This window comes from Alteromonas sp. K632G (genome assembly GCF_017653625.1).
GTDB classification, from domain to species: Bacteria; Pseudomonadota; Gammaproteobacteria; order Enterobacterales; family Alteromonadaceae; genus Alteromonas; species Alteromonas naphthalenivorans.
Genome location: NZ_JAGGDM010000005.1, coordinates 194025 through 220037, shown reverse-complemented (window position 1 = coordinate 220037; position 26013 = coordinate 194025). Strand labels below are relative to the sequence as shown.

Below are 26013 nucleotides of genomic sequence, written 5' to 3'. Positions count from 1 at the left end.
TGTTTTGAAATTCAAAACAACGCAAGGGGCACAATTAATTGTTAACGGGAATCTTGTGTATTACATATAATGTTTAAGCAAATGCACCTTGAGTGGCAGTGCATACATATATATCAGCTTTGTAGCCAGTCTCGTCAAAGTACTTATCAGCAACCACTTGCTTAACCGCATCGACAGAATCAGTTGGAACTAACGCCACGACGCAGCCACCAAAACCACCGCCCGTCATGCGAACGCCACCGGTTTCACCTAATACTTCACCAATAATTTCAACAAGGTAGTCAATGGGCGGTACGGTAATTTCAAAGTCGTCGCGCATAGAAACATGCGACTCTGCCATCGCCTCACTCACCGTAGTGATATCACCTACCTTCAACGCTTCACTTGCACTTAATGTACGCGCATTTTCAGTAATAATATGACGGGCCCGGCGATAAACCACTTCAGGCATATGGGGCTTAGCGGTTTCCAGCATTTCTATCGTTGCTTCACGTAACGACGGAACGCTTAATAACGACGCGCCTTGCTCACACTGTTCACGACGCAAATTGTATTCGCTGTCTACCAAACCGCGTTTTACATTTGAGTTAATGATCACAATCTGATGTGATGATGGCAGTGGAGAATGTTCAATCGCCAGTGATTGGCAATCAAGCAACATTGCACTTCCTTCGTGCCCCATTGCCGATACCAATTGATCCATAATGCCGCACGAACAACCCACAAAGGTGTTTTCAGCTTTCTGACCAAGTAAGGCCGCTTGAACACCGTCTAGCGGTAATTCATATAGTGCGCTAAGGGCTTTCAAAATAGCGATTTCAAAAGAAGCAGATGAGCTTAAACCCGCGCCTTGTGGCACGTTGCCTGTAACAACAAGATTAGCACCAGAAAAATCAGGTAAGGCATCCTTAAGCACTTTAACTACGCCACGCACATAATTCGCCCAGCCTTGATTGTCGTCATACTGAATATCGTTAAGTGAAAACTGATTTTGCTGATTTTCATAATCAAGCGCTGTCACTACAATATCGTTGTCATCACGTTTGGATGCAGCAACCCACGTACCAAAGTTAATGGCGGCTGGAAACACAAATCCTTCGTTGTAGTCGGTATGCTCACCGATTAGGTTCACTCGACCTGGCGCGTGGGCAATAAGCGTAGGCTCTGTGCCGAAACAACGTGTAAATTCTGATGAAAGTAACTGGTTATCCATTGGTGTTCTCGCGTTTCTTATAGTGCACTACAGGCAGTGCTTTTAATCGGTCTGCAGCTTGCTCGGGCGTAAGATCGCGCTGAGCTTCAGCCATCATTTCGTAGCCAACCATAAATTTACGTACACTTGCTGAGCGTAAAAGTGGCGGGAAGAAATGGGCGTGTACAGTCCATTCTGGGTGCGTTTCGTTATCGAACGGCGCACTATGCCAGCCCATTGAATAAGGGAATGATGTTTCAAATAAATTGTCGTAGCGACTGGTAATATCACCAATAATTTGCGCCAACGAGTAAGATTGCGCATCGGTTATTTTATCTAATGACTGTACGTTAAAGCGCGGAAGCAATAAGGTTTCAAAAGGCCAAGCTGCCCAGTATGGTACTACTACAACCCAGTCATCGTTTTGACAAACTACTCGCTCTTGCTTTTCCACTTCTTGTTCGGCGTAATCGAGCAACATAGGGCGTTGGTTTTCTGCATAGTATTGACCTAGTTGAACCAGCTTTTTAGCTGGGTCTGAAGGTAAATGCTGCTGCGCCCAAACTTGCCCGTGAGGATGCGGGTTTGAACACCCCATTGCAGAGCCCTTATTTTCAAAAACCTGAACCCAGGTAAACTCTTCGCCCAGTTCTTTGGTTTGTGCTTTCCAACAATTCACCACATCGGCACGTTCATCGTCGGTAAGCTCCGGCAACGTTTTGCTGTGATCGGGAGAGAAGCAGATAACACGGCTGCAACCTTGCTCGGTTTCAAACTGGAACAACCCACTTTTTTCACTGGCTTGTTCTGTATCTTTTTTCAATGCGGCAAAGTCATTTTCAAAAACGAATGTGCCCGTGTAGCTTGGGTTCACTTCACCGTTTACCCGCGTATTTCCTGGGCATAAGTAGCAAGTGGGATCGTATGAGGGCTTTTGCTCGTTCGAAGGCTCTTCAGATTGTCCTTGCCAAGGGCGCTTAGCGCGATGTGGCGACACTAAAACCCATTCACCTAGTAGTGGGTTATAACGGCGATGTGGGTCGTCAGTTGGGTCGAAGGGCTTTCCCATAATTTCTCTCACTATTTATTTGGCTTTCGTTGAAATTTTGCCACACCGTCACCAAACAAATTTTGTGTGAATGGGTGTAATCAAACCAAAAGGTTAAACGTTTACCCTCAATGATATATTAAGGGCTCGCGATTATCAATTATCGAATAAAGATAATACATTGTTAAATAAATTAACAATTAAAGTGTACTCTCTATTCGTTTAAATCAGCTTAAATTGATACCGAATTTCAGCGGTAAAAGGTTTATCGGGATAAATAATGCAATCAGGAAACTGTGGCTTATTCGGTGCATCGGGGAAGTGCTGAGGCTCTAAACATAATGCGCCAAGCTGACTGTCAGTTTGTAGACTTCCAGTGTAAAACTGAATACCCGGTAAGTCGGTATATAAATCCATTTGTAGGTGTGTATCTTCAGCAAAAACTTGGGCCTGAGGTTTTCCAGCAACCGATTCATTTAATACGAAGTTATGATCGTACCCACCCACTAGATTATACAAATCATGTGATTTCACACTGTTTTCGTTCACCCGCGTTAGTTCACTAAAGTCGAACGGCGTGTCTGTAACCTCTACAAGGCTGCCTGTTGGCAACAAGGTATTGTCTGCATCGGTAACTTTCTTTGCGTCAATTTGCACGAAGGTGCTTCCCACTGTCTTATCTTTACTTAACGTAAAATAAGCATGTTGGGTGAGACTGAAAGGGGTCGCTTTGTCTGTGGTAGCATTTAATGACAACGATAACGTATTAGCATCATCTAAGGTATAAATAGCCTCAACGTTTACGTTGCCAGGAAAACCTCCCTCGCCATCGGGGCTACTTAAGCTTAAAGACAACGAAACACTGTCAGCATGCGTTTCTGCTTTAGCCTTCCACATCTTTTTATGGAAACCAGGAATGCCGCCGTGCAAGTTATGTTCACCGCCATTTTTATCTAGATGATACTCCGTACCTTCTAACGTGAACGTTCCATGCCCAATACGGTTGGCAAAACGCCCGACTATTGCATTTCTATAACTGGGGTCGTCCACATAGCCATCAATGGTTGAATAAGACTGCACGCAAGCATGAAGCTTACCTTGGTCATCTGGCACATTTAATTCGTGAATTATGCCGCCATAATTCAAAATTTTTGCCTGCATACCCTGTGAATTACTTAACGTGTAAAGGGTGACATTCTCACCATCAACGACACCAAAATCAGACGCTTCAACTTTCATAACAATGCATTAACCTTTTTTGCAAGAAATGAAGATTACCATTTTTTAATTAACAGGCTGGCACGACCTCAACAGCAAGGAGGGTATACGTTTTCTTACTCCGTTTATAGTGCTAATTCGCACAACATTTTTATGTTTTTTTGTAAATATACTGTACGCTGTACGCCATAACAGAGGATAGTTGCAGCCAATATGGCTAAATTGAGTCGCAAAAGTGCTTACCGGCCAATCTAAACTGCGTGTCTTCACTTCTATAACCTAATAATAATTGCTAATTTTTTTGTATGGCTACGATTAAAGACATTGCTCAGGCTGCAGGTGTATCGCTTGCAACCGTTTCACGCGTTATAAATAACGGCCCTAAAGTTGGCAAAGATACTCGTCAACGGGTTAAGCTCATCATGGAAGAAATGGGTTATAGACCCAATGCTAATGCCAGAGCTTTGGTGACTAAGCGCAGTGCGTCGCTAGGCGTAGTATTAGCTGAACTTCACGACCCTTTTTTCGCTATGCTTGCCCATGGTGTTGAAACCGTTACTCGCAAGAATAACGTTCAAATCCTGTTAAGTGCGGGCTCGATAGAAAAAGAAACCGAACTGCGTGCCATCGAAATTTTGTTGGAACACCGCGTTGAAGCCATGGTGGTTCACAGTAAAGCGTTAGACGATAAAACCCTTATCGACTTTGCTAAGCAAGTACCTGGATTTGTATTAATCAACCGCTATATTCCTGAAATTGCTAATCGCTGCGTTTGGTTAGATAACGTAACCGGTGGACGCCTGATGGCTGAACACGCTATCAATCAAGGACACAAGAATTTGGCGGTCATTAGCAGCCAATACCGCATTGATGATCCTAACCACAGACTAGAAGGCATCGTAAACGCTGTCGAAGCAGCCAAGCTTTCCTTACCTGAAAGCATGATTGAGTATGCGACCCCAGATCAAGAAGGTGGTGAATTAGCCATGCAGAACTTACTCGCTACTGGCGCTGAATTTACTGCGGTGCTTGCCTATAACGATGCAATGGCCTCTGGGGCAATGACCATGTTACAAGACCATGGCATTGCCGTACCCGAGCAAGTGTCGGTGATGGGCTATGATGATGTGTTGTTAGCTAAATATTGTCGCCCTAAATTGACAACCTTACGTTACCCCATAGAAATGATGGCAGCAAAAGCGGCAGAACTTGCACTGAAATACGCTGCTGGGGCTAAACCTGAAGAAGGCCTCACCTTTAAATACACGCCCACTATCGTTAAACGTGACTCGGTTGTACGGGTCTAGCACGCTGTTTTCTTGACTTGGTATGTGGTTAGGTTCTTACCTTTATAAATAGGTAAAAATTATGAAGGTAAGACACTATCTGTTAGAAAATTTCATGGATGACAGATCTTGACAACTTACTGAGCTTGATCTGTTAGCGAAAATATTTATCCCCAATCCCCTGCTACTAGCGATCCTTACACCGCTAAAGATCTACTTATCAACCGATCTAAAATAAACTTGCTACAGCCCTTGATTTAATTGAGCTAACGTGATCTGACCAGTTAGTCTAGGAAGATCACGATCTTATAGTAGATTTATAAACTTAGGGAGTTACCAACAACTTGATCCACACTTTATCCACAGGTCTGAAAGTGTGATAAACCTTGATTCTACGGGCTTATATGGCTGATGAACCTTTGATATTCTTCTATCGCAAAGTCGTGTTTCAGCGTGGCGTTATGGGTAGCACCGGGTACCACGCTAATGTACTTTGCATCACTCGCGGCAGTCGCTAATAACTGCTTGCTGATTTCAAATGGGGTGATGACGTCTTTCTCGCCTACCAATAACCACAATGGGCCTTCGTAATGTCGCAAAATAGGCGCTATTTGCATTAAATGTACTTCAGGGTGAAGTTTCATGCTGGTTAGTGAATTAGAAAACCCAGGCACCATATTGGCAATAAGATCGGATATGTCGTTAAACGCCCCATCGAGCACTAGCCCGCCAATAGGTTTGTTTGCCGCCACATAGCTTGCGAAATAGCTGCCCACGCCTCTGCCATGCACAATAGTGGGCAGTGACTTATCGAATATACCTTCGGCGTAATCAAAAACAGTTAATGCATCGGCTTTAATCGCATTAATGCTGAGCTTTTCAGATTTCTCACTGGCACCCACACCTTGGTAATCCATCCAAAGAATATTCGCTGGAATCTTACCTAAGCGATGCAACACGCTGTTGTTTTCACTCACCGGCATACGGTTATCGGCGTAAAAAACAATATTCACCACAGGTTCAGCATACGACACCGCTACACCTCTTAAGGTGAGGCCTTGCTCATTATCAATTTCTACGCGAGTAATCCCAGCTGAAGTTTTGTCTTGCTCGATGGCGGCATGTAGCTTTGTGGTAGTCAGTGGTTTTATTTGGTTGTCTTGATGAAAAAAAGCGCTTGGGGTTACATTAATCGCGCAGGCGGCCAAGCCCAATGACATAACAGCCACAGTGAATATTTTTGAAAATGTCATATCACAATCCTTGTTGACTACGTGTTTGCTTACACCAATGAATTTACTATCTTACCGTCTTTTACCATAACACATGTCATTCCTGCATCTAACGCTGCCCGTTGACCCATTTCAGTATCTTCAAATACTACACAATCTTCTGGCGCAACATGCATTGCTTCTGCAGCCATTAGGAAGGTTTCTGGGTGGGGTTTGCCGTTTTTGACATCATCGGCGGTGACCAATACTTTCAATTGATCGATAATATTATGATGACTTAATAACCACTCAGCATGTTGTCTGTCAGAGCCGGTGCCCACAGAAATTGGATGACTTTTAATGTAATGGTTAAATACGGCGAGGGTATCTGGAATTAACATAGGGATATCGGGTAACTTTTCTGAGGCACGCTTTTTAAAACCTGCCACTTCTTCGACATCGTTTTGTATATTGTATTTAGCATTCAACATCTCGACGGTCTCGAGTGTTGGTACGCCGCCTAAACTGTGGATGTAATTGGCATCAAAAGGGTAGCCGAATACTTCACAAGTCACTTGCCACGCATTGATATGTCTGCCCATTGAATCGACTAGGGTGCCATCCATATCAAAAATAATGCCTTTAAAAGACGATAAATCTATCACGGTCGCACTCCTTACGTTCGTTATTCTAGGCAATGAAAGCCAATATGTTTTCTACTAAGCGCTATCAATTACCGCTCTAGCTTGGGTAGCATCGAAATCTCGATTTACTTTTAAATATACCGTGCCATTTTGACTATTTAAAGTCACCTCTAAAACACCTGGAACCAAAGAAATATTTTTCTCTAACGCGTTTTGCTGCTGTTCAGTAAAGCTACCGTTCATCATGACACGCTTAACGCGGCTTACTTCCTTAAGCCCCCAAATAATATACAGCCAAATCAACGTGCTTACCGCCCCAATCATATAGGCAATATCAGGTGTCCAAATATCGGTCACAAAGCCAGATAACATGCCACCTAAAAAAGCGCCGAAGAACTGGAAGCTAGCATAAATCCCCATGGCAGTGCCTTTTTGACCCGCTGGCGCGATACTGGAAACAAGAGAAGGAAAGTTCGCTTCTAAATAGTTAAACCCAGTGAAAAACAGTACAACAGCTGCTGTAGTTACCCACCAGCTATGGTCTTTCATGGCAAGGGCTGCAAACGCACTGCCCATCAGCACCACGGCGAAAAATAGAAAGGATTTCGGCGTGCGACCTCGGGCCATTCCCATCATTATGACTAGCCCCACCACAGAAATACCTAATACCGGTAAATACACGGTCCAATGGGTATCAAGGGCCATGTCGAAATGCAGTAACGTTAAGGGAAGTTGTACAAATAGCAAAGTGATAAGCATGTGCAAAATAAGCACACTGACGTTTAAACGCCAAAGCTGTGAAGAGAACACCAAGCGTTTAAGTTGACCCTTTTGGGGTAACGTATCGCCGCTACTGAGTATTTCACCGTTTGGCACAACCCATTGCACTAGAGGCATACAAACAATAGCTAACATACCGGTAATAGCGAAAATACCAGCTAAACCCCAATTGTTAGCAATTAATGGCCCTAGCAACACAGCCATATAAAAAGAAAAACCAATAGCAATACCGATGATAGCCAATACCTTTGCCCGCTGGCTTTCACGGCTAACGTCGGTGGCTAATGCCATAATCGCACCAGCGATAGCGCCTGCTCCTTGCAATATACGCCCAACGATAAGCCAGGCCATGGTATCAGCGTTAGCCGCCACGAAGCTACCGAACGCAAATACAGCCAATCCGAACAAAATAACGGGCTTGCGACCCCATTTATCAGACATCATACCCATTGGAATTTGCAAAGCAGCCTGTGTTAAACCGTATCCACCCACCGCTAACCCCACCATTAGTGGCGAGTAATCTGAATAATCCATAGCAGCGACGGCTAATACCGGCATCACCATAAATAATCCCAGCATGCGAAGTACATAAACAGATGCAAGCGCTAGCGAGGCGCGCAATTCCAAAGCGTTCAAAGCTGTACCGTTCCTCTAAATCAGTCTGACAGATAGTGTGGGCGCGAAGTGTAGCATATATTGATAAGCTGCCCACGTTCGCAATAATCGATTAATGTAATCTTAAGGTGATCTCATTGATAGCCAATCAGTATAACTTGATCATGCAATGCAATATCAATTTGCTTGACGACTATGGCATACTGATTCTTTTTTTCGCACTTAGGCTTCAATGGATAAAATCGAGATACGCGGTGCTCGCACCCACAATTTGAAAAATATCGATTTAACACTGCCCCGAGACAAGCTGGTAGTGATAACTGGGCTTTCAGGCTCAGGTAAATCGTCTTTAGCATTCGATACCCTATACGCAGAAGGCCAACGTCGTTACGTTGAGTCGTTGTCTGCGTATGCTCGTCAGTTTTTGTCTATGATGGAAAAACCTGATGTTGATCATATAGAAGGTTTGTCGCCAGCTATATCCATTGAGCAAAAATCAACGTCGCATAACCCGCGTTCTACTGTGGGTACTATTACCGAAATTTACGATTACCTTCGTTTGATGTTTGCCCGTGTTGGCACGCCACGATGCCCTGACCACGATGTGCCGCTAGACGCACAAACCGTGAGCCAGATGGTAGATAAGGTGCTGGCAATGCCAGAAGGCAGCAAGTTAATGCTGCTGGCGCCTATCGTGAAAGAACGTAAAGGTGAACATTTAAAAACCCTGCAGAATTTGTCTGCCCAAGGTTTTATTCGAGCGCGAATAGATGGCGATGTATGTGACCTGTCCGATCCACCGCCGTTAGATTTACATAAAAAGCATACTATCGAAGTGGTAGTAGACCGCTTTAAAGTGCGTGACGACCTTGCATTGCGTTTATCTGAATCATTTGAAACCGCATTAGCGTTGGCTGGTGGGAATGCGCTTGTAGCCGACATGGACAATAGCGATGCTGAAGAAATTGTATTTTCAGCTAACTTCGCCTGCCCACACTGTGGTTACAGTATTAGTGAATTAGAGCCTAGATTGTTCTCGTTCAACAACCCTGCCGGGGCGTGCCCAACCTGTGATGGTTTAGGCACAAGACAGTTTTTCGACCCAACACGTGTGGTGGGTAACGACGAGTTAAGTCTTGCAGGCGGTGCGGTTCGTGGTTGGGACAAACGTAGCTATTACTATTTCCAGATGCTGCAATCGGTTGCCGACCATTACGAATTCGACCTTACAGGCCCCTTTGGCGAGTTAGACGATAAGCACAAAGACATCGTGTTGTATGGCTCTAAAGGTAAGTCGTTAGCGTTTAAATACATTAACGAACGCGGCGATGTGATGGAGCGTAAGCACCCGTTTGAAGGCATTATTCCGAATATGGAGCGCCGCTATCGGGAAACTGAGTCTAACGCGGTGCGTGAAGAGCTTGCTAAATATCTAAGCCAGCAGCATTGCAGCAGCTGTAACGGCACACGCCTGCGTGTAGAAGCCCGTAATGTGTTTATTGAAGGCACGACTCTGCCCACCATTGCAGAAAAATCGATTGCTGATGCCTATGATTTTTTCGAAAATTTATCGCTAACAGGCCAGAAAGCGCAAATTGCAGAGAAAATTCTAAAAGAAATTCTCGACCGTTTACGCTTTTTGGTTAACGTTGGTTTGAACTACTTATCCCTTTCGCGCAGCGCCGATACTTTGTCAGGCGGTGAAGCACAGCGTATTCGCCTTGCTAGCCAAATTGGTGCTGGGCTAGTTGGCGTAATGTATGTTCTTGATGAACCCTCTATTGGGCTTCACCAAAGAGACAACGAACGCTTATTGAAAACCCTAAGACACTTGCGTGATTTAGGTAACACGGTATTGGTGGTTGAGCATGATGAAGACGCCATTCGTGAAGCCGATTATATCGTGGATATTGGCCCTGGAGCCGGTGTACATGGCGGAGAGATTATTGCCGAAGGTCAGCTTGAAGACATTCTAGCAAGTGAAGACTCACTTACTGGAAAGTACTTATCTGGCCGTGAAAAAATAGTTATACCTGAAGTTCGCACCCCCATTAAAGATGATAAATGGTTGGAATTAAAAGGCGCCACAGGTAACAACTTGAAGTCGGTAGACTTGCGAGTGCCTATGGGCGTGATGACCTGCGTAACCGGGGTTTCTGGTTCAGGTAAATCGACCCTTATTAACGATACGTTCTATAAAATCGCCCACTGCGAATTAAACAAAGCCACTACTTCTGAGCCTGCCCCTTATACCTCAATGACAGGGTTAGATCAGCTCGATAAAGTGGTCGATATTGACCAAAGCCCTATTGGCAGAACGCCCCGTTCTAACCCTGCAACTTACGCTGGAATTTTCACGCCTATTCGTGAAATATTCGCCGGAACGCAGGAAGCGCGCTCTCGCGGTTACAAGCCAGGACGCTTTAGTTTCAACGTGAAAGGCGGTCGTTGTGAAGCGTGTCAGGGCGACGGTGTGATTAAAGTAGAAATGCACTTCTTGCCTGATGTGTACGTGCCCTGCGACGTTTGTATGGGTAAACGCTACAACCGTGAAACCTTAGAAGTAAAATACAAAGACAAAAACATTCATGAAGTGCTAGAAATGACGGTAGAAGATGCTCGAGATTTCTTCGACCCCATTCCGGCCATTGCCCGCAAACTGCAAACCTTAAAAGAAGTAGGTTTGGCTTATATTCGTTTAGGGCAAGCAGCCACGACGTTATCAGGCGGTGAAGCACAGCGGGTTAAGTTAGCCAAGGAATTGTCGAAACGCGATACCGGCCAAACGCTGTATATTTTGGATGAACCCACCACTGGGCTTCACTTCCACGATATCAAACAGTTACTCGCCGTACTGCACCGACTCCGTGACCATGGCAACACAGTGGTAGTTATTGAGCACAATCTTGATGTGATTAAAACTGCCGACTGGATCATCGATTTGGGCCCAGAAGGTGGTTCAGGTGGTGGTCAAATTATTGCTGAAGGTACGCCTGAGTTGGTGGCTGAATCTACAGTGTCTCATACCGGCCGCTTCTTAAAGCCGATGCTTGAAGCACAAGCCTAAGCTTACGAGCATAAAGGCTTAGTATCAAAACAAAAAAACGCGCCATTTCGGCGCGTTTTTTATGTAGTTTCTTATGTAGTTCGGTTAAATACTTAGGTACTTAACTGACCACGCTTTAAAACTTAAATGCCTGAATAGCCAAGCCTTCGCACACCGAGTTAAACGCATCGTTCTCTAACCGAGGCAATCCGGTCAGTAGCTCTTCATACAGTGCGTCGATAATAATAGGCGATAAGCTCATACCACCGGTAACCATTACTACCTCGGGTGCCGCGCTGCTTTTCACTAAACACTCCACCACTAACGCTTTTACCTTACTTAACCACGGCTTTAATGCGCTTTTTAGGTCTTCGGTACTAATGTTTACATCAAAATCATCTTCAATGTAATGTAGCGGTAAGGTGATCTTGTCTTTGCTAGAAAGCAGTTCTTTTGCCATTCTCACCGAGTTAACCACCCGCGCCGACAATTTGTTTTCTTGTACTAGCAGTAAACGCTCTAATTGTTCTGGGTGCTTGGTTACTGACATGGTTTGAGAAATCTCTAGGCCGTAATCATCAGAGAAGAACCGAGTAAGTGCAGGGATATTATCAACCGCACACATATCTGAATAATAAGTAGGGGGAATAGGCAGGCCATTAATCATTTTAAGCCCCATTCCCATTTCAGGCGCAACCACTTTCAGCAACAAACTCTTATCACAATCCATGCCGCCTAAGCGTCTTCCCGTTACCGATAGCACATCTTGCTTTCTATCCAGTTGGTTATTGCGTTCAGGCGAAAGATTAATACAACAGATGTCTGTGGTACCACCGCCAATATCCACAATAAGCGCGGTGGTATCGCGGGGTAATGTCTGCTCAATTTTATACGCCGCCGCAATGGGCTCATCCAAAAAGTTAATTTTACTAAAGCCGGCGTTAGATGCAGCTTCAGTCATAATCTGAATGGCTTGGGTATTGCCTACTTCACCACGGGTACCGTGAAACTTAACCGGGCGACCTATAACTACCGATGAAACAGGCTTTTCTAATTGGGTTTCGGCACACTGTTTAAAGTAGGCTAGCTGTTTGGCAATAATGCCAATAAATGCCTTTTTCTGGTCACCATCTAAAGATGCACCTAAGAAGTTTTTAGGTGAGTAAATTAGGCGGCCTTTATCAGGCATTTTTAAAAAGCGCTTAAACCCTTCTTCACCGAAGGCAAACTTACCGTGTTCTACTAGTCGCAATAATGGAATTTCTTCCAGCGACATAGCATGCATAAGTTGCTGAATGGCCTTTCGTTGCAACGCTGGTCGGTTATGGTATTCACCACGAAGCGATTCAATGCGGTTGCTATAGCGCGACTGCTCTTTAGGGTCTTTAGCGTCGTAATAGCCCTGCTTGGCTTTGTCTATTTGCTCGTTGATTAAACGCTGCAACTGCGACACTTTAGCTTCCACCATGGCATCGGGCGGAGGCGGCAGTTCATCCTCAAAGTATATAAATACAGACGAGCGAATTTTATTACCCTGTTCAAGTGACGGGTCGAGCTTTATATGTCTATGGGTAGCGCCATCAAAGTACACCACCTCAGAATTTGAGGTACCGTAATCAATCCCAATTGCAGTCATAATTATTGTTTAATCAGAAATTTGGCGCAGATTGTAATTTAAAACCACGCTGGGATCACTTTTCATCTTAATTTCGTTTCCAATGGCCGCTCAGGTTGAGCCAGATTACTGAAAAACCCAATGTAGCGTGATAAAGTGAGGACACATCACGATAAAAATAAGAGGCAATATGTCAGTAGCCACTCCATCAGAAATCATTCCTATGGAAATGTCATTCGAAGTTAGGTTTTGTGAGACCGATGCCCTGCAACACGTAAGTAATACCGCATTAGTCAGCTGGTTTGAAGCGGCGCGGGATCCTATCTTCAGAATATTTACGCCGACGATGGATTTACAGAACTGGCCGCTTATTTTAGCAAGCTACAAAGTCGATTTTCTTGCGCAAATTTTTTACGGAAAAACCGTTACCGTAAAAACGTTTATCAGTCGTTTAGGGAACAGTGCGTTCGATGTGTATCAAGAGCTTTGGCAAGACGGGAATCTGTGCTCAACGGGCATTACCACTATGGTACATTTCGATTATCAGCAGCAGCGCTCGGCGCCTATCCCTGACGATATAAAAGCGACATTACAGGCACACTTTAAGGCACTACCTAATGGCTGATTTAATTGACGTTATTGATGATGTTTTATCTCCCGAATTGTGTACCCAACTCATCGCGCGCTTTGAAAAAAGCCCCAACCTCACTCAAGGTAAAACCGGCGGCGGTGTGGATTTAGATAAGAAGCGTAGTGTTGATGTATCTATTTCTCAACAGCCTGAGTTTGCTGACTTGTTTAAGCAGGTCATGCAGTTAACAGGCGAGCAATTGGTGAAGTATATAGAGAAATATTATTACGCGTTGGTAGGCCCAATAGGGTTGACCGTTCGCCATCCAAAAACCGGCGAGCCTGTTAAACTAACCGGTGAAAACTTTGAAGAAGTAGGTAAACCTAACCTTCATAACTTGGTTAATTATCTTTTTCGTATTGGCGACATTAACGCACAACGCTACAGTGCAGGTAATGGCGGTTATCCTTACTGGCATTCAGAGGTTTATCCGCAAGCACCTCATAATGAAGCTTTGCATCGCGTATTACTGTTTATGTTTTATTTGAATGATGTGGAAGATGGTGGGGAAACCGAATTTTATTATCAAGATAAAGCCGTAAAGCCTAAAGCGGGCAGAATGGTGATTGCCCCTGCTTATTTTACCCATACTCACCGTGGGCAAATACCTAAAAGCAACGACAAGTACATTCTAACCTCGTGGCTGCTGTTCAATCGCGCAGAACAGATCTATACACCACAAGGCTAGACCATATTTTTTGCCTATAAGGAGCTTCTTAGTCTATGAGGAGCTTCCCTGCCTATAAAAAGTGCTTGGGCCCGCCTAAACGCTTACGCTGGCCTAAAAAGCACTTACCGCGATACCTTTAAGTCGATACCCTACCGACGCGATATCACCTTTCCACCCTTCAGTGGTAAGTTCGCCAGTTACCCATATCGCGTCGTAAATATTATCAAGAGGAATACCCTCTTCAAACGTCACGTACACAATTTGATTCGACGCAGGCGGCGGTACATGAATACAAGCGCCAAAGTAAGGCACGAGTAAAAATTCAGTTGTGAGTTCAGGCGTGCCTTCAAGGGGCACCACAAAGCCAGGAATTTTTACCCGCTTACCATCAAATTTATCAACTACTGGGGCATCTGGCTGCAACTGTGACATTTCACCATTGTGCTGAACGGCGGGAGGCGCAAGTTCATTAAACCCTTCTGGTACCAAATCTTCCCAATACACTTCAATAGGCTCTTCGTCGCTAAACGCTGAGAACGCCGGAAGTAATATGACTAAGGCTAAACCCAATGCCTTTCCCATGACTTTCAACATAACACTCACTTAAATAAAAAGGTCGCTCTTAAAATAAAAAGGGCCGGTACTTACCAGCACCGACCCTTTTTAGCATGTCTTGTAAGCAGCGTGAATTATTCTGCTTCGAAACGCTTAACGCTTGCGACAATTTCTTCTTTCGCTGCTGCTGAGCCAGCCCAGCCGTCAATCTTAACCCACTTACCAGGTTCAAGATCTTTGTAATGAGAGAAGAAGTGCTCGATTTGCTGTAATAGCAACTCAGGTGCGTCTTCAGTTTCTTGCACTTTACGGTAAATAGTAGAAAGCTTGTCGATTGGCACTGCCAATACTTTAGCGTCTTTACCTGACTCATCAGTCATGTTCAAAACACCAATTGGACGACAACGAATTACTGAACCCGCTAATAGTGGGAACGGCGTCATTACCAATACGTCAACTGGGTCACCGTCTTCAGACAAGGTGTTAGGCACATAACCGTAGTTAGTTGGGTAGTGCATGCAAGTTGCCATGAAACGGTCAACAAACATAGCGCCTGAGTCTTTGTCTACTTCGTATTTTACCGGGTCAGCGTGTGCTGGAATTTCGATAACTACATTCACTTCTTCAGGCAAGTTCTTGCCCGCAGGAATATCATTCAAGCTCATTCTAAGGTCCTTTCAATGATGTTTTAAAAAATGTGGCGCTAAGTATACGGTGACGGCGGCAAAATAAAAACGGTTTAGCGCTAATCACACGCAAAACCGCCTTTATTTAGCAATATTTCTATTCACTTTTACCGTAATAGCTTAAACAGGTTTCAACTTCTTCTTTAGAACCAATAATACATGGTACGCGCTGATGTATTTCTTCCGGCATGACTTCAAGAATTCGCCCTGCACCGGTTTCCGCTTTACCACCGGCTTGTTCCATCAAAAAGGCCATGGGGTTTGCTTCATACAGTAAGCGCAATTTACCTGGCTTAGATGGGTCACGTTTATCGTAGGGGTACATGAAAATACCGCCGCGACATAATAAACGATGAATATCACCGACCATGGCTGCTACCCAACGCATGTTGAAATTTTTCTCACGAGGGCCATCTTTACCTGCAATTAGGTCAGCAATATAGGCTTGCATAGCCGGTTCCCAGTGACGCTGATTTGACGCGTTAATCGAGTATTCAGTGGTTTGCTCTGGCACCTGAATATTAGGGTGAGTAAGTAAGAAACCACCGTGGGTCTTATCTAATGTATAAATATGAGTGCCGCGGCCAGTGGTTAATGCAAGCATGGTAGACGGACCATAAAGTACGTAACCTGCTGCCACAATTTGTGTACCTGGCTGAAGAAATGCTGATGGATCATCAGGCTCCATCCACTGAGGGGCGTGGGTAATTGAGAAGATAGTACCAATTAAGCTGTTAATTTCGGTGTTCGATGAGCCGTCTAGTGGATCGAAGCTCACCAAATAATTACCATCTGGGTTGCACGGTACAACATCGTCTTCTTCTTCTGAAGAAATGGCTTTTACATAGCCCGACTCACGAAGCGTATCTTTAATGATGTGATTAGAAATTACATCTAACTTCTTTTGCGTTTCACCTTGTACGTTTTCTGACAAGGTAGAACCCAATACGCCAGCAAGGGCACCTTGACTCACTCGGAATGAAATTTCTTTACAGCTCGCTAACAAGGTTCTTATGAGCAGGATCAGCTCTAACGGGGCACCATCTTCTTGCAACTGGGAATTTAAACGTCTCATCTTAGTTAAGCCTTTTTTTAGTGTGTAGGGTATGACAATGGGAGGCGCACAGCTTTCCTTACCGGCTTTCTCTCACATTACCAACAAGCACTGCTTTATATGCTCGTTAATTTGATTGTAACCGTGAATGCACCGAAGTGGAATAAGCCAAGCGCAGGCAATCTACACAACATACCAGTGAAAGCAGGCATTATGCGTAAAAATGCATTATTTAACCTGCTGCTGTTCTGATAAAGTAGCCAGTATTCAATGCAGTAAAAAATGAGAATTCGCTATGCATTTACATATTCTAGGTATTTGCGGTAGCTTTATGGGTGGCATCGCAGCCATTGCGAAAGCCTTGGGCCATAAGGTCACAGGCTCAGATACCAACGTGTATCCGCCCATGAGTACCCAACTTGAAGCTCTTGGTATAGAACTTACCGAAGGCTTTAATACTGACCAATTCGATCCAACTCCAGATATGGTCATTATTGGAAATGCGATGTCTCGTGGCAACTCGGCGGTTGAGTACGTGCTAAACAGAAACTTGCCATATACCAGTGGCCCGCAATGGTTGCTTGATAACTTATTAAAAGATAGATGGGTCATTGGTGTATCAGGAACCCACGGCAAAACCACGACCAGCAGCATGGTGGCGTGGATTTTAGAGTACAGCGAATTAAACCCCGGCTACCTTATTGGTGGTGTGCCTGAAAACTTTGGTGTGTCTGCCCGTATTGGAGAAAGCCCGTTTTTTGTCATTGAAGCAGACGAATACGACAGCGCCTTTTTCGATAAGCGCTCTAAGTTTGTGCATTACCGACCTAAAACGCTGGTGATTAATAACTTAGAGTTTGATCATGCTGACATCTTCGCCGACTTAGCCGCCATTCAAACCCAGTTTCACCACCTTGTGCGCATGGTGCCAGAAAATGGCCTGATTCTTACGCCCAACCACACGCCCGCTATTGAGGAAACCCTTAAAAAAGGTTGTTGGACGCCACGCCAATGTCTAGGCAAAGAATGGTCCGCAGAACTTATCAATAAAGATGGTAGCCAGTTTAACGTGCTATTTAACAATGAGATTGTTGGCGCAGTACAGTGGGAACTGCTTGGCCAGCACAATGTGGATAACGCACTCATGGCCATTGCTGCGGCTCATCATGCCGGTGTTACCCTCCACGATGCCATTGCCGCGCTATCAAGTTTTAAAAATGTTAAGCGCCGCATGGAAATAAAAGGCGTAGTGACACTCGCAGCTGAAGGTAAACCCGTGACGGTTTATGATGATTTTGCTCATCACCCCACCGCCATTGCCACCACTATTGATGGACTTCGCAAGAAAGTAGGTAATGCCCGCATACTGGCTGTGCTGGAGCCTCGTTCGAACACCATGAAAATGGGGGTGCATAAGAATACCCTTGCTCACTCTTGGCAGGCCGCCGATGCAGTTTATGTGTATGAACCTCAAGGGCTAGACTGGTCGCTAAAGGAAGCAGCAGCTGCTAGCCCAGCGCCCACCACCGTATTCAATGATGTTGAAAACATTGTAAAAGTATTGCAAAGCGAAGTGCGCCCTGGCGATCATATTCTTATTATGAGTAATGGTGGTTTTGAAGGCATCCACAACCGTGTTTTACGCGTACTTACCCCGTCAATCGAGGTAGAAAAATGAAACATGATAAGCAAATTACCCTAGCTATTACGGGTGCTTCCGGCACACCATACGCACTATCACTATTAACGTCGTTAGTTAAAGCTGACTACCAAGTGTATGTGCTTATTTCTTCTGCCGCTAAAGTGGTGATGGCTACAGAAGAAAATATAAAAATTCCCGCGAGGCCTGAAGACGCCAGTGCTTTTTTCATTGAGCACTGCGGCGGCAAGCCTGGTCAAGTGCAAGTATTTGGAAAAGAAGAGTGGTTTTCACCTGTTGCATCAGGTTCAGCAGCACCGGCCAAAATGGTAGTATGCCCTTGCTCTACGGGCACCCTTTCGTCTATCGCCGTTGGTGCTAGCGACAATTTGATAGAACGGGCAGCCGATGTAGTATTAAAAGAAAGAGGACAGCTTATTCTGGTACCACGAGAAATGCCCCTTTCCTCAATCCATTTGGAAAATATGCTTAAATTGTCACAAATGGGTGCGACAATAATGCCAGCGGCACCTGGTTTTTACCATAATCCTAAGACCATCGAAGATTTGGTCGACTTTGTTGTGGCGCGTATTCTTGATCATCTCGGCGTTGAACAATCTTTAGTGGCACGCTGGGGTTATGAAACCGCTAAACATAGTGGTAACGCTTAGCTAATAGTACATTGCTAATAGAAACAGCCGCTAGAAATAGCGATTTGCAAAATTTAAAAATAGAACAAAGGAAAATTAATGACAGCGTTGAGAAATAGGACTTTCGCCGTTGCGCTAAGCTCACTTATTACGTTATTTGTTTCGTCGCCAGCGTTTGGCTGGGGCCAAACAGGCCATCGGGTTACTGGCGCTATTGCGCAGCAGTATTTAAGCCCCTTGTCTCAAGCTGCTGTAGCAGAACTATTACCAAACAGTTCGCTAGCAGAAGCATCAACTTATGCAGATGAAATGCGCTCAAACCCAAGTGAGTTTTGGCAAAAGATGTCTACCCATTGGCACTATGTAACAGTGCCTCAAGGGAAAAACTATGCTGAAGTTGGTGCGCCTAGACAAGGTGATGCCGTTACCGCACTTGAAGCCTATACAAAAACCTTAAAAAGCGATTCGGCCACTATTGAAGAAAAACGCTTAGCGCTACGTTTTATAGTGCACATTATTGGTGATTTGCACCAACCGCTGCATGCGGGTGATGGCAGCGATCGCGGCGGTAACGATGTAAAAGTAAATTTCTTTTGGCAGAACTCTAATTTACATCGGGTGTGGGACTCTCAAATGCTAGAGCAACGTAAGCTGTCTTATACAGAATGGACAACATGGCTTACAGAACACATTACACCGGATGACATTCGTAGCTGGGCAACCACAGATCCGTTAGTGTGGATTGAAGAAAGCACTAAACTCCGTGATGAAGTCTACCCTGAAGATGCCAACAACATGAGTTATGACTACTTATATCAGCATCTTCCAACGGCTAATCAGCGTTTACAAATGGCTGGTATTCGACTTGCCATGTACTTAAACGAAACGTTTGATAAGTAATTACCAATACATACCGCAGAGGGTTCTGCTAGCGGCTATGGGTAGTTGCTGAATCCTGAGCACAAAAAAGCGGAGGCACTTTATTCAGCTGTCTCCGCTTTTTGTTGTCTTAAACCTGCGTATTTAAGCAATAATTCTCAAACGTCGCTAAGAAGCTAGTATCAAAGCTTAGTCGATATCGAGAGGTTCAGGTGAAAGAATAACACCCGTGCTATCAGCATAAAGGTGATCTTCTGGCAGAAAGGTAACGCCACCAAAATTAACCGGTACGTCAACATCGCCAATGCTTTCACATTCAGCGTTAACAGGTATTGCCGCCACCGCTAATACGCCAATATCCATTTCGGCCAAGTTATCCACTTCACGTACACTGCCGTAGCACACAATGCCTTCCCAGTCGTTATCTATTGCTACTTGAGCAAGGGCTGCATCGAATAAGGCACGACGTGTAGAACCACCACCATCAATTAGCAGTACTTTACCTGCACCAGGTTGAGCCAATACACGGTCAATAAGACCACGGTCTTCGAAACACTTAATCGTGGTGATTTCGCCACCAAAAGAATAACGGCCGCCAAAGCTTGCAAAGATAGGGTCAACTACGTCGACGCTGTCTGCAAATAAATCGCACAATTCAGAAGTGTTGTAATCCATTGCTCTACCTTACTTTAATTGAGAGTAGTAGGTTATTTACCTTGTTCTAGCATAGCATTAATTTAGTCGTTGAAAACGCCTGATTTATGAAGTTTCAGGGAAACAGCAACAACCTTTCCACTAAATAGACTGCCACTCTTATTAGCAAAGACATTTTCACCTACTTAGCACGTAACTTGCTTACCTTTTTATAAAAGACTAACTCGCTAGCACACCGCACCTAATAGAAGTTAATACGTGCAGAACAGCCTGACCAACGAACCTTTTCATCTGTCATAAAGGTTTCTTTTTTCTGTCACTGGTTGGTCACAGAATGCTTTTAAATTGTTCAATAATCAATCGAAAGGGGGCAAGGCTAATGCTTCTTAAATCCTTGACCAAATACGATACAAATTTGTTCTATCGCTTATACAGTCTTACCGTAAAACGAGATTGTCGCAGTATCATCTGGTTATCAAAAACCGGAGATGGATACCTTTACTTGTTCATTGGCGCCTTATTATGGGCTTTTGAACCCGAGCATGGCGAACTTTTCCTCTACACAGCGCTGATGGCATATGCGCTGGAATTACCTATCTATGTGCTGCTTAAGAAAATGTTCAAGCGCCCGCGCCCTTGTGATTTTCTATTGGATTTAACAGCACATGTTACGCCATCCGATAAATTCTCTCTGCCCTCTGGGCATACTGCTGCGGCTTGCTTAATGGCAAGTATTGTAGCGCATTACTATCCACCATTCGCGGTACTGGCATACAGTTGGGCAGCCCTTATTGGCCTGTCTCGCGTCTTGCTAGGCGTGCACTACCCATCAGATGTAGTCGCAGGTATGTTACTTGGTATCACTATCGCATCGTTGAGTATTTCCATCCTGGGGTAACATGAAATTATTGTATGGCGTGCAAGGCACCGGAAACGGGCACATTGCTCGTGCACGAATTATGGCGGCAGCACTAGCCAAGCGTTCAGATGTTGAAGTAGATTTTGTTTTCACAGGTCGTGAACCCGATAAATATTTTGATATGGATGTATTTGGCGACTATCGCACCTTCACTGGCTTAAGCTTTATCACTAAAAGTGGCCGCGTAGACCGGTGGCAAACCATTAAAGAAGCTAATATCAGTCAATTTCTAAAAGACGTGAAACGTTTTGATGCAAGCGGATACGATCTTCTCGTTAACGACTTTGAGCCTGTCACAGCGTGGGCGGCAAAGCGTCAGCATATTCCGTCAATTTCAATTAGCCACCAAGCCGCATTTTCTTATGATGTGCCAAAATCTGGCGACACCATTATTGATCGGCTGCTAATGAAAAAATTCGCCCCTACCGACCTTCAATTAGGTGTCCATTGGTTTCACTTTAATCAACCGATCATTCCGCCTTTTGTGGCAGAGAAACCGCTATCAGTACCGGGTAAGGGTCATGTGTTGGTTTACTTACCATTTGAAGATGTTAGCGACGTTCAACAAATGCTGGAGCCTTTAAGCGACCAAAAATTTCAGTGCTTCCACCCCGATATTAGCGAAATTAAAGACGCGGGACACATTCAGTGGAACCCTACGTCAAAACAGCATTTCCAGCGTGCGCTACAGCATTGTAATGGCGTTATTGCGAACGGAGGTTTTGAACTTTCAAGCGAAGCCTTACAGCTAGGCAAGAAGCTACTTATCAAGCCTCTTCATGGCCAATTTGAGCAGCTATCAAATGTACTCACCCTTAATAAGCTTGACCTTTGCCACACCCTATTTCAACTGGATACGGATATTGTTGAAGAGTGGCTAGAAACAGCAGACATAGAAGCTATTCAATTCCCCGACGACCCTAATACATTAATTGATTGGCTGAAAAAAGGTGACTTGCAAGACACGCAAAGCCTATGTAATTCGCTGTGGAAAGAGGTTCGCTACGGCGATAAAACACAAGAACGCTTATTGTCTCTTGCATTTTAATCACGCAATGCGATGATAACGGCATTTATTGTCGTATTCGCGGGATTTTTCGTGCTTAAGAAGTGGGTTTTAGTTACATTCACAGCCATTCTACTTAGTGGTTGTGGTTATAAAGGGGCGCTGTATATTCCACAAGCGCCAGAACAAACGACGCCTACTGAAAAGCCAGACGAAACAGCGTCTTCACCAAACACGCAAAGCCAACCCGCCTCCACACCAGGAGAATCTCACTAGTGGATTTTTTCGCTTATAAAAACGGCCAGCTTTTCGCTGAAGATGTAGCCGTTGCAGATATTGCTGCACAGTACCAAACCCCTGTTTATGTATATTCACGGGCAACTTTAGAACGTCATTGGCATGCCTTTAATGATGCTATTGGTGAGCACCCTCACCTTATCTGTTATGCAGTAAAGGCCAATTCAAATCTAGGTGTACTCAGTACACTAGCCAAAATTGGCTCTGGTTTTGACATTGTTTCTGGTGGTGAATTAGCACGTGTTATTGAAGCCGGTGGCGATGCCAGCAAAGTGGTATTTTCAGGTGTAGGTAAAAAAGCAGACGAAATACGTTATGCGTTAGAGCAAGGCATTATGTGCTTTAACGTAGAGTCTGAGCCTGAATTGCATCGCATTAACGCGGTAGCAGAATCCCTTGGCAAAAAGGCGCCTATTTCGCTTCGCATCAACCCTGACGTAGATGCAAAAACGCACCCCTATATTTCAACAGGATTGAAGGCAAACAAATTTGGTATCGCCCGTGAACGCGCGTTGCAAACCTACGAGCTAGCCGCATCACTTCCTTACTTGAACGTAGTGGGTATGGACTGCCACATTGGTTCGCAATTGACTGAAATTGGCCCCTTTGTCGATGCACTAGAGCGTTTGTTGCTGCTTATTGATGAATTAGCCGAGCGCGGTATAACCATTGATCACTTAGATGTTGGTGGTGGCTTAGGTGTGACTTATAACGACGAAGAACCGCCGCATCCAAAAGCTTACGCTGCAGCGATGGCAGAAAAAATGGTGGGTCGAGAGAACCTTAAACTCATTTTAGAGCCAGGCCGCGCTATTGCCGCAAACGCGGGTATTTTAGTCACTGAGGTTGAGTTTATCAAAGAAGGTGAAGAGAAAAGCTTCGCTATTGTTGATGCCGCTATGAATGACCTGCTTCGACCTGCACTTTACTCTGCATGGCAGAATATCATCCCAGTAAAACAAGAAAGTACTGCTACAGCACGCAATTACGATGTGGTAGGCCCGGTATGTGAAACCGGTGATTTCATCGGTAAAGACCGTGAACTTGCTATCGAACCAACTGACCTACTAGCAGTGCGAAGCGCCGGTGCGTATGGCTTTGCAATGGCATCAAACTACAATAGCCGCTGCCGTCCAGCAGAGATTATGGTAGATGGTGATGCAACAATTGTGGTGCGTGAAAGAGAAATTCTAAAAGATCTCTGGAAAGGTGAGCACAAACTTACGTAAACTAGGGTTAAACTCAAAATAAAGATGCGCGGTTAATGCAGGTTCAGTTTTCAAAAATGCACGGTCTGGGAAATGACTTCATGGTGATTGATAATGTCACCCAGAACGTCTTTTTCTCGAAGGACAAAATACAGCAGTTAGCAAATCGAAACTTCGGTATAGGGTTCGATCAATTGCTTATGGTTGAACCGCCTTACGATCCTGAACAAGATTTTCACTATCGCATATTTAACGCTGACGGCTCTGAAGTTGAACAATGTGGTAATGGTGCTCGTTGCTTTGCGCGCTTCGTAAAGCAAAAAGGGCTAATTAACCGCAATAAAATTGTGGTGAGTACTAAAGCTGGGAAAATGGTGTTGTACTTGGAGAAAGATGGCCAAGTTACCGTGAATATGGGCAAGCCCGAATTCGAGCCAGCTAAAATTCCACTGAAAGCGAACAAACAAGAAAATACCTATATATTGCGCGTAAACGATAAAACCTTGTTTTACGGTGCCGTATCTATGGGTAACCCGCATTGCGTCATGGAAGTGGAAGATGTAGATACCGCGCCTGTTAAAGAAATAGGGCCCCTCGTTGAACGCAACGAACGGTTCCCAGAAGGCGTGAATGTGGGCTTTATGCAGATTATTAATGAATCGCACATTCGATTGCGTGTATTTGAACGTGGCTCGGGTGAAACCTTGGCATGCGGCAGCGGTGCATGCGCAGCAGTTGCAATTGGTCAGATTCAAGGTAAATTAAGCAAAGATGTTCGGGTAGATTTGCCCGGCGGCAGTTTACGGATCCGTTGGCCAGGCCCAGATAATGTATTAAAAATGACAGGGCCCGCCGACCATGTGTACGACGGACATATAAATTTATGAGTGAATTATCAGGACAAGCTAGCGCATCAGCGGTAGTAGACGTGTTTTCAGGCGACAGCGATGTTTCCTCAGAACAGGTTCGCACTTTTTTGTTAGAAAACCCTGATTTTTTTGCTCAATACCCAGAACTACTCGAAAAACTTAAAATTCCCCATTCGCATAAAGGCAGCGTCTCGCTGGTTGAAATTCAAAGTGAGCAATTGCGCAAAAAAGTTCGCCAGTTGAATTATAAACTTACGCAACTGGTGAGTATTGCCAAGCAAAACGAAAAAATTTACCGCGTATACACCGACCTAAACGTACAATTACTGCGTTGCGAAAGTGTGGCAGAAGTTCAGTTTACCCTTGAAGATGTGTTGCAAGAGCGTTTGCAGTTGTCTTCTGCGGTGATAAAAAGCTTCAAGGGCCCTCATGCTATTCCCGAGTTACAACGCAGGTTATTTACCGAAAAGCGCTTTAAAACGTCGAACTTTTTTTTCGGACGATTATCGCAGCACGAACGCCAGTTATTGTTTGCTGATAGTAGCGCAGAATCTGTTGCCCTAATGCTATTAGACGACAACCAAGAAATTGGTATTTTAGGTATTAGCAGCAGTGATCCAAGCCATTTCACCCCTGATATGGACACCTTGTTGCTACAACAGCTACAACAAGTGCTTAATATTATTTTGCCTGAGATGATGGGGTATTAGTTTTCGTGACAACGGAAACTGTACTGAGCGAACCTTGCCACCTTTGGCTTGAAAAGTTTCTTCTCCACCTACAAGTTGAACGCGGTTTATCGCCGCTTACTATCAGTAACTACCGCAGACAACTTACCAGCATAGCCATTACTTTGGGGCTTTACGAGTGGTCAGGTATGACGCCCTCTGATGTAAAGCGCGTGATGGCGGCAGCAAAAATGGACGGGCATAAACCCCGTAGCATAGCATTGCGGTTGTCAGCTCTTCGTACCTTCTGCCAATACCTTATTGATAACGAACAGCTGTTCAGCAACCCCGTGGAGGGTATTCAAGCGCCCAAACAAGGCAAACCATTACCTAAACAGCTTAGCGTTGATGAAATGCAGCAGTTGTTGGCAAATGAACAAGCCGCCAGCGGCGATACCGACGAAGGCATTATTTGCCGCGACGTAGCCATGTTTGAATTACTCTATGGCTGCGGACTTCGATTAAGCGAACTAACGGGCTTAAACTTAAGTGACTACCCGAAAGACGGTACCATTAAAGTGACCGGTAAGGGCAGTAAGCAGCGTATATTGCCCTTAGGCCGACAAGCGCAAAAGGCGCTACATGCTTGGCTTAAAGTGCGCCCTGCTTATGCTTCACCCTATGAACCCGCTATTTTTGTTAGCAAGCGTAAAACCCGCATTTCAAATCGCCAAGTGGCTAACCGGCTTAACCAAATGGCAGAGTTGCAAAGCCTTAGTCAGAAAGTAAGCCCACATAAACTGCGCCATTCTTTTGCCACGCACGTATTAGAGTCGAGCGGCGATTTACGGGCGGTGCAAGAATTATTAGGCCATGCCAATCTATCTACCACGCAAGTGTATACTCATTTAGATTTTCAGCATTTAGCCAAGGTTTATGATGCCGCGCACCCTAGAGCACATAAAAAATAATC

At 44.7% G+C, this 26013-nt stretch carries 25 protein-coding genes; 14 read left to right on the top strand and 11 right to left on the bottom strand.

Annotated features, from left to right (window positions below; all coding sequences use genetic code 11):
• Nucleotides 1-73: 73 nt before the first annotated feature.
• The 3 genes from galK to J5X92_RS07230 all read right to left on the bottom strand — a co-directional run bounded on the left by galK (nt 74) and on the right by J5X92_RS07230 (nt 3479).
• Nucleotides 74-1213, bottom strand: coding sequence for a galactokinase (gene galK / locus J5X92_RS07240; RefSeq protein ID WP_013785895.1), 1140 nt, complete (start codon nt 1211-1213; stop codon nt 74-76).
• The gene (locus J5X92_RS07235) at nt 1206-2261 is read right to left on the bottom strand and encodes a UDP-glucose--hexose-1-phosphate uridylyltransferase (protein WP_013785896.1); all 1056 of its coding nucleotides are present in this window, start codon (nt 2259-2261) and stop codon (nt 1206-1208) included. The genes galK and J5X92_RS07235 overlap by 8 nt, the downstream gene beginning before the upstream one ends.
• A gap of 201 nt (nt 2262-2462) precedes the next feature.
• A complete protein-coding gene (locus tag J5X92_RS07230; protein ID WP_013785897.1) occupies nt 2463-3479 on the bottom strand; it encodes an aldose epimerase family protein in 1017 nt (338 codons plus the stop codon).
• A gap of 284 nt (nt 3480-3763) precedes the next feature.
• Between J5X92_RS07230 and J5X92_RS07225 the strand changes: the two genes are divergently transcribed.
• On the top strand, nt 3764-4765 hold the full coding sequence (locus J5X92_RS07225) for a LacI family DNA-binding transcriptional regulator (RefSeq protein WP_013785898.1): 1002 nt from the start codon (nt 3764-3766) through the stop codon (nt 4763-4765).
• A gap of 371 nt (nt 4766-5136) precedes the next feature.
• Here J5X92_RS07225 and J5X92_RS07220 read toward each other — a convergent pair whose 3' ends face one another.
• From J5X92_RS07220 to J5X92_RS07210, 3 genes are read right to left on the bottom strand one after another with little or no spacing between them, the layout of a single operon-like run.
• A complete protein-coding gene (locus J5X92_RS07220; RefSeq protein ID WP_013785899.1) occupies nt 5137-5997 on the bottom strand; it encodes an alpha/beta hydrolase in 861 nt (286 codons plus the stop codon).
• A gap of 29 nt (nt 5998-6026) precedes the next feature.
• Nucleotides 6027-6620, bottom strand: a complete 594-nt coding sequence (locus J5X92_RS07215; RefSeq protein WP_013785900.1) for a beta-phosphoglucomutase family hydrolase — start codon at nt 6618-6620, stop codon at nt 6027-6029.
• 54 nt (nt 6621-6674) lie between these two features.
• Complete coding sequence (locus J5X92_RS07210; RefSeq protein ID WP_013785901.1) at nt 6675-8015, bottom strand: MFS transporter; 1341 nt, start codon at nt 8013-8015, stop codon at nt 6675-6677.
• A gap of 211 nt (nt 8016-8226) precedes the next feature.
• Between J5X92_RS07210 and uvrA the strand changes: the two genes are divergently transcribed.
• Nucleotides 8227-11061, top strand: a complete 2835-nt coding sequence (gene uvrA, locus J5X92_RS07205; RefSeq protein WP_013785902.1) for an excinuclease ABC subunit UvrA — start codon at nt 8227-8229, stop codon at nt 11059-11061.
• Nucleotides 11062-11176: 115 nt separating this feature from the next.
• Here the strand turns inward: uvrA and J5X92_RS07200 are convergent, their stop codons facing one another.
• Nucleotides 11177-12676, bottom strand: coding sequence for an Hsp70 family protein (locus J5X92_RS07200; protein ID WP_208805197.1), 1500 nt, complete (start codon nt 12674-12676; stop codon nt 11177-11179).
• 169 nt (nt 12677-12845) lie between these two features.
• On the opposite strand from J5X92_RS07200, the gene J5X92_RS07195 reads away from it, so the two are divergent.
• The gene (locus J5X92_RS07195) at nt 12846-13280 is read left to right on the top strand and encodes a thioesterase family protein (protein ID WP_013785904.1); all 435 of its coding nucleotides are present in this window, start codon (nt 12846-12848) and stop codon (nt 13278-13280) included.
• Nucleotides 13273-13974, top strand: a complete 702-nt coding sequence (locus J5X92_RS07190; protein ID WP_013785905.1) for a 2OG-Fe(II) oxygenase — start codon at nt 13273-13275, stop codon at nt 13972-13974. The genes J5X92_RS07195 and J5X92_RS07190 overlap by 8 nt, the downstream gene beginning before the upstream one ends.
• A 93-nt stretch (nt 13975-14067) precedes the next feature.
• Here J5X92_RS07190 and J5X92_RS07185 read toward each other — a convergent pair whose 3' ends face one another.
• The 3 genes from J5X92_RS07185 to J5X92_RS07175 all read right to left on the bottom strand — a co-directional run bounded on the left by J5X92_RS07185 (nt 14068) and on the right by J5X92_RS07175 (nt 16272).
• Nucleotides 14068-14550, bottom strand: a complete 483-nt coding sequence (locus J5X92_RS07185) for a DUF3299 domain-containing protein (protein WP_013785906.1) — start codon at nt 14548-14550, stop codon at nt 14068-14070.
• 95 nt (nt 14551-14645) lie between these two features.
• Entirely contained in the window at nt 14646-15176 is a 531-nt protein-coding gene (gene ppa / locus J5X92_RS07180) for an inorganic diphosphatase (RefSeq protein ID WP_013785907.1), read from the bottom strand.
• A gap of 118 nt (nt 15177-15294) precedes the next feature.
• Nucleotides 15295-16272: a class 1 fructose-bisphosphatase gene (locus tag J5X92_RS07175; RefSeq protein WP_013785908.1), complete on the bottom strand. Its 978-nt coding sequence runs from the start codon at nt 16270-16272 to the stop codon at nt 15295-15297.
• Between the two features lie 274 nt (nt 16273-16546).
• On the opposite strand from J5X92_RS07175, the gene mpl reads away from it, so the two are divergent.
• The 3 genes from mpl to J5X92_RS07160 all read left to right on the top strand — a co-directional run bounded on the left by mpl (nt 16547) and on the right by J5X92_RS07160 (nt 19440).
• Nucleotides 16547-17929, top strand: a complete 1383-nt coding sequence (mpl, locus tag J5X92_RS07170) for a UDP-N-acetylmuramate:L-alanyl-gamma-D-glutamyl-meso-diaminopimelate ligase (RefSeq protein WP_013785909.1) — start codon at nt 16547-16549, stop codon at nt 17927-17929.
• A complete protein-coding gene (locus J5X92_RS07165; protein ID WP_013785910.1) occupies nt 17926-18561 on the top strand; it encodes a flavin prenyltransferase UbiX in 636 nt (211 codons plus the stop codon). The genes mpl and J5X92_RS07165 overlap by 4 nt, the downstream gene beginning before the upstream one ends.
• 78 nt (nt 18562-18639) lie before the next feature.
• A complete protein-coding gene (locus tag J5X92_RS07160) occupies nt 18640-19440 on the top strand; it encodes a S1/P1 nuclease (RefSeq protein ID WP_126872648.1) in 801 nt (266 codons plus the stop codon).
• Nucleotides 19441-19608: 168 nt separating this feature from the next.
• On the opposite strand, the gene rraA is transcribed toward J5X92_RS07160, so the two are convergent.
• Entirely contained in the window at nt 19609-20094 is a 486-nt protein-coding gene (rraA, locus tag J5X92_RS07155) for a ribonuclease E activity regulator RraA (RefSeq protein ID WP_013785912.1), read from the bottom strand.
• Nucleotides 20095-20452: 358 nt separating this feature from the next.
• On the opposite strand from rraA, the gene J5X92_RS07150 reads away from it, so the two are divergent.
• From J5X92_RS07150 to J5X92_RS07120, 7 genes are read left to right on the top strand one after another with little or no spacing between them, the layout of a single operon-like run.
• Nucleotides 20453-20971 (top strand): phosphatase PAP2 family protein, encoded by a 519-nt coding sequence (locus tag J5X92_RS07150; protein WP_013785913.1) that lies wholly within the window; start codon nt 20453-20455, stop codon nt 20969-20971.
• Between the two features lies 1 nt (nt 20972).
• Nucleotides 20973-22040 (top strand): MJ1255/VC2487 family glycosyltransferase, encoded by a 1068-nt coding sequence (locus J5X92_RS07145; RefSeq protein WP_013785914.1) that lies wholly within the window; start codon nt 20973-20975, stop codon nt 22038-22040.
• Between the two features lie 51 nt (nt 22041-22091).
• On the top strand, nt 22092-22274 hold the full coding sequence (locus tag J5X92_RS07140) for a lipoprotein (RefSeq protein WP_256770312.1): 183 nt from the start codon (nt 22092-22094) through the stop codon (nt 22272-22274).
• The gene (gene lysA / locus J5X92_RS07135; protein WP_013785916.1) at nt 22274-23524 is read left to right on the top strand and encodes a diaminopimelate decarboxylase; all 1251 of its coding nucleotides are present in this window, start codon (nt 22274-22276) and stop codon (nt 23522-23524) included. Before J5X92_RS07140 ends, lysA begins: the two co-directional genes overlap by 1 nt.
• Before the next feature lie 35 nt (nt 23525-23559).
• On the top strand, nt 23560-24390 hold the full coding sequence (dapF, locus tag J5X92_RS07130) for a diaminopimelate epimerase (RefSeq protein ID WP_013785917.1): 831 nt from the start codon (nt 23560-23562) through the stop codon (nt 24388-24390).
• Complete coding sequence (locus tag J5X92_RS07125) at nt 24387-25082, top strand: DUF484 family protein (RefSeq protein WP_126872649.1); 696 nt, start codon at nt 24387-24389, stop codon at nt 25080-25082. Before dapF ends, J5X92_RS07125 begins: the two co-directional genes overlap by 4 nt.
• 5 nt (nt 25083-25087) lie before the next feature.
• Nucleotides 25088-26011, top strand: a complete 924-nt coding sequence (locus tag J5X92_RS07120; protein WP_013785919.1) for a tyrosine recombinase XerC — start codon at nt 25088-25090, stop codon at nt 26009-26011.
• Nucleotides 26012-26013 lie beyond the last annotated feature (2 nt).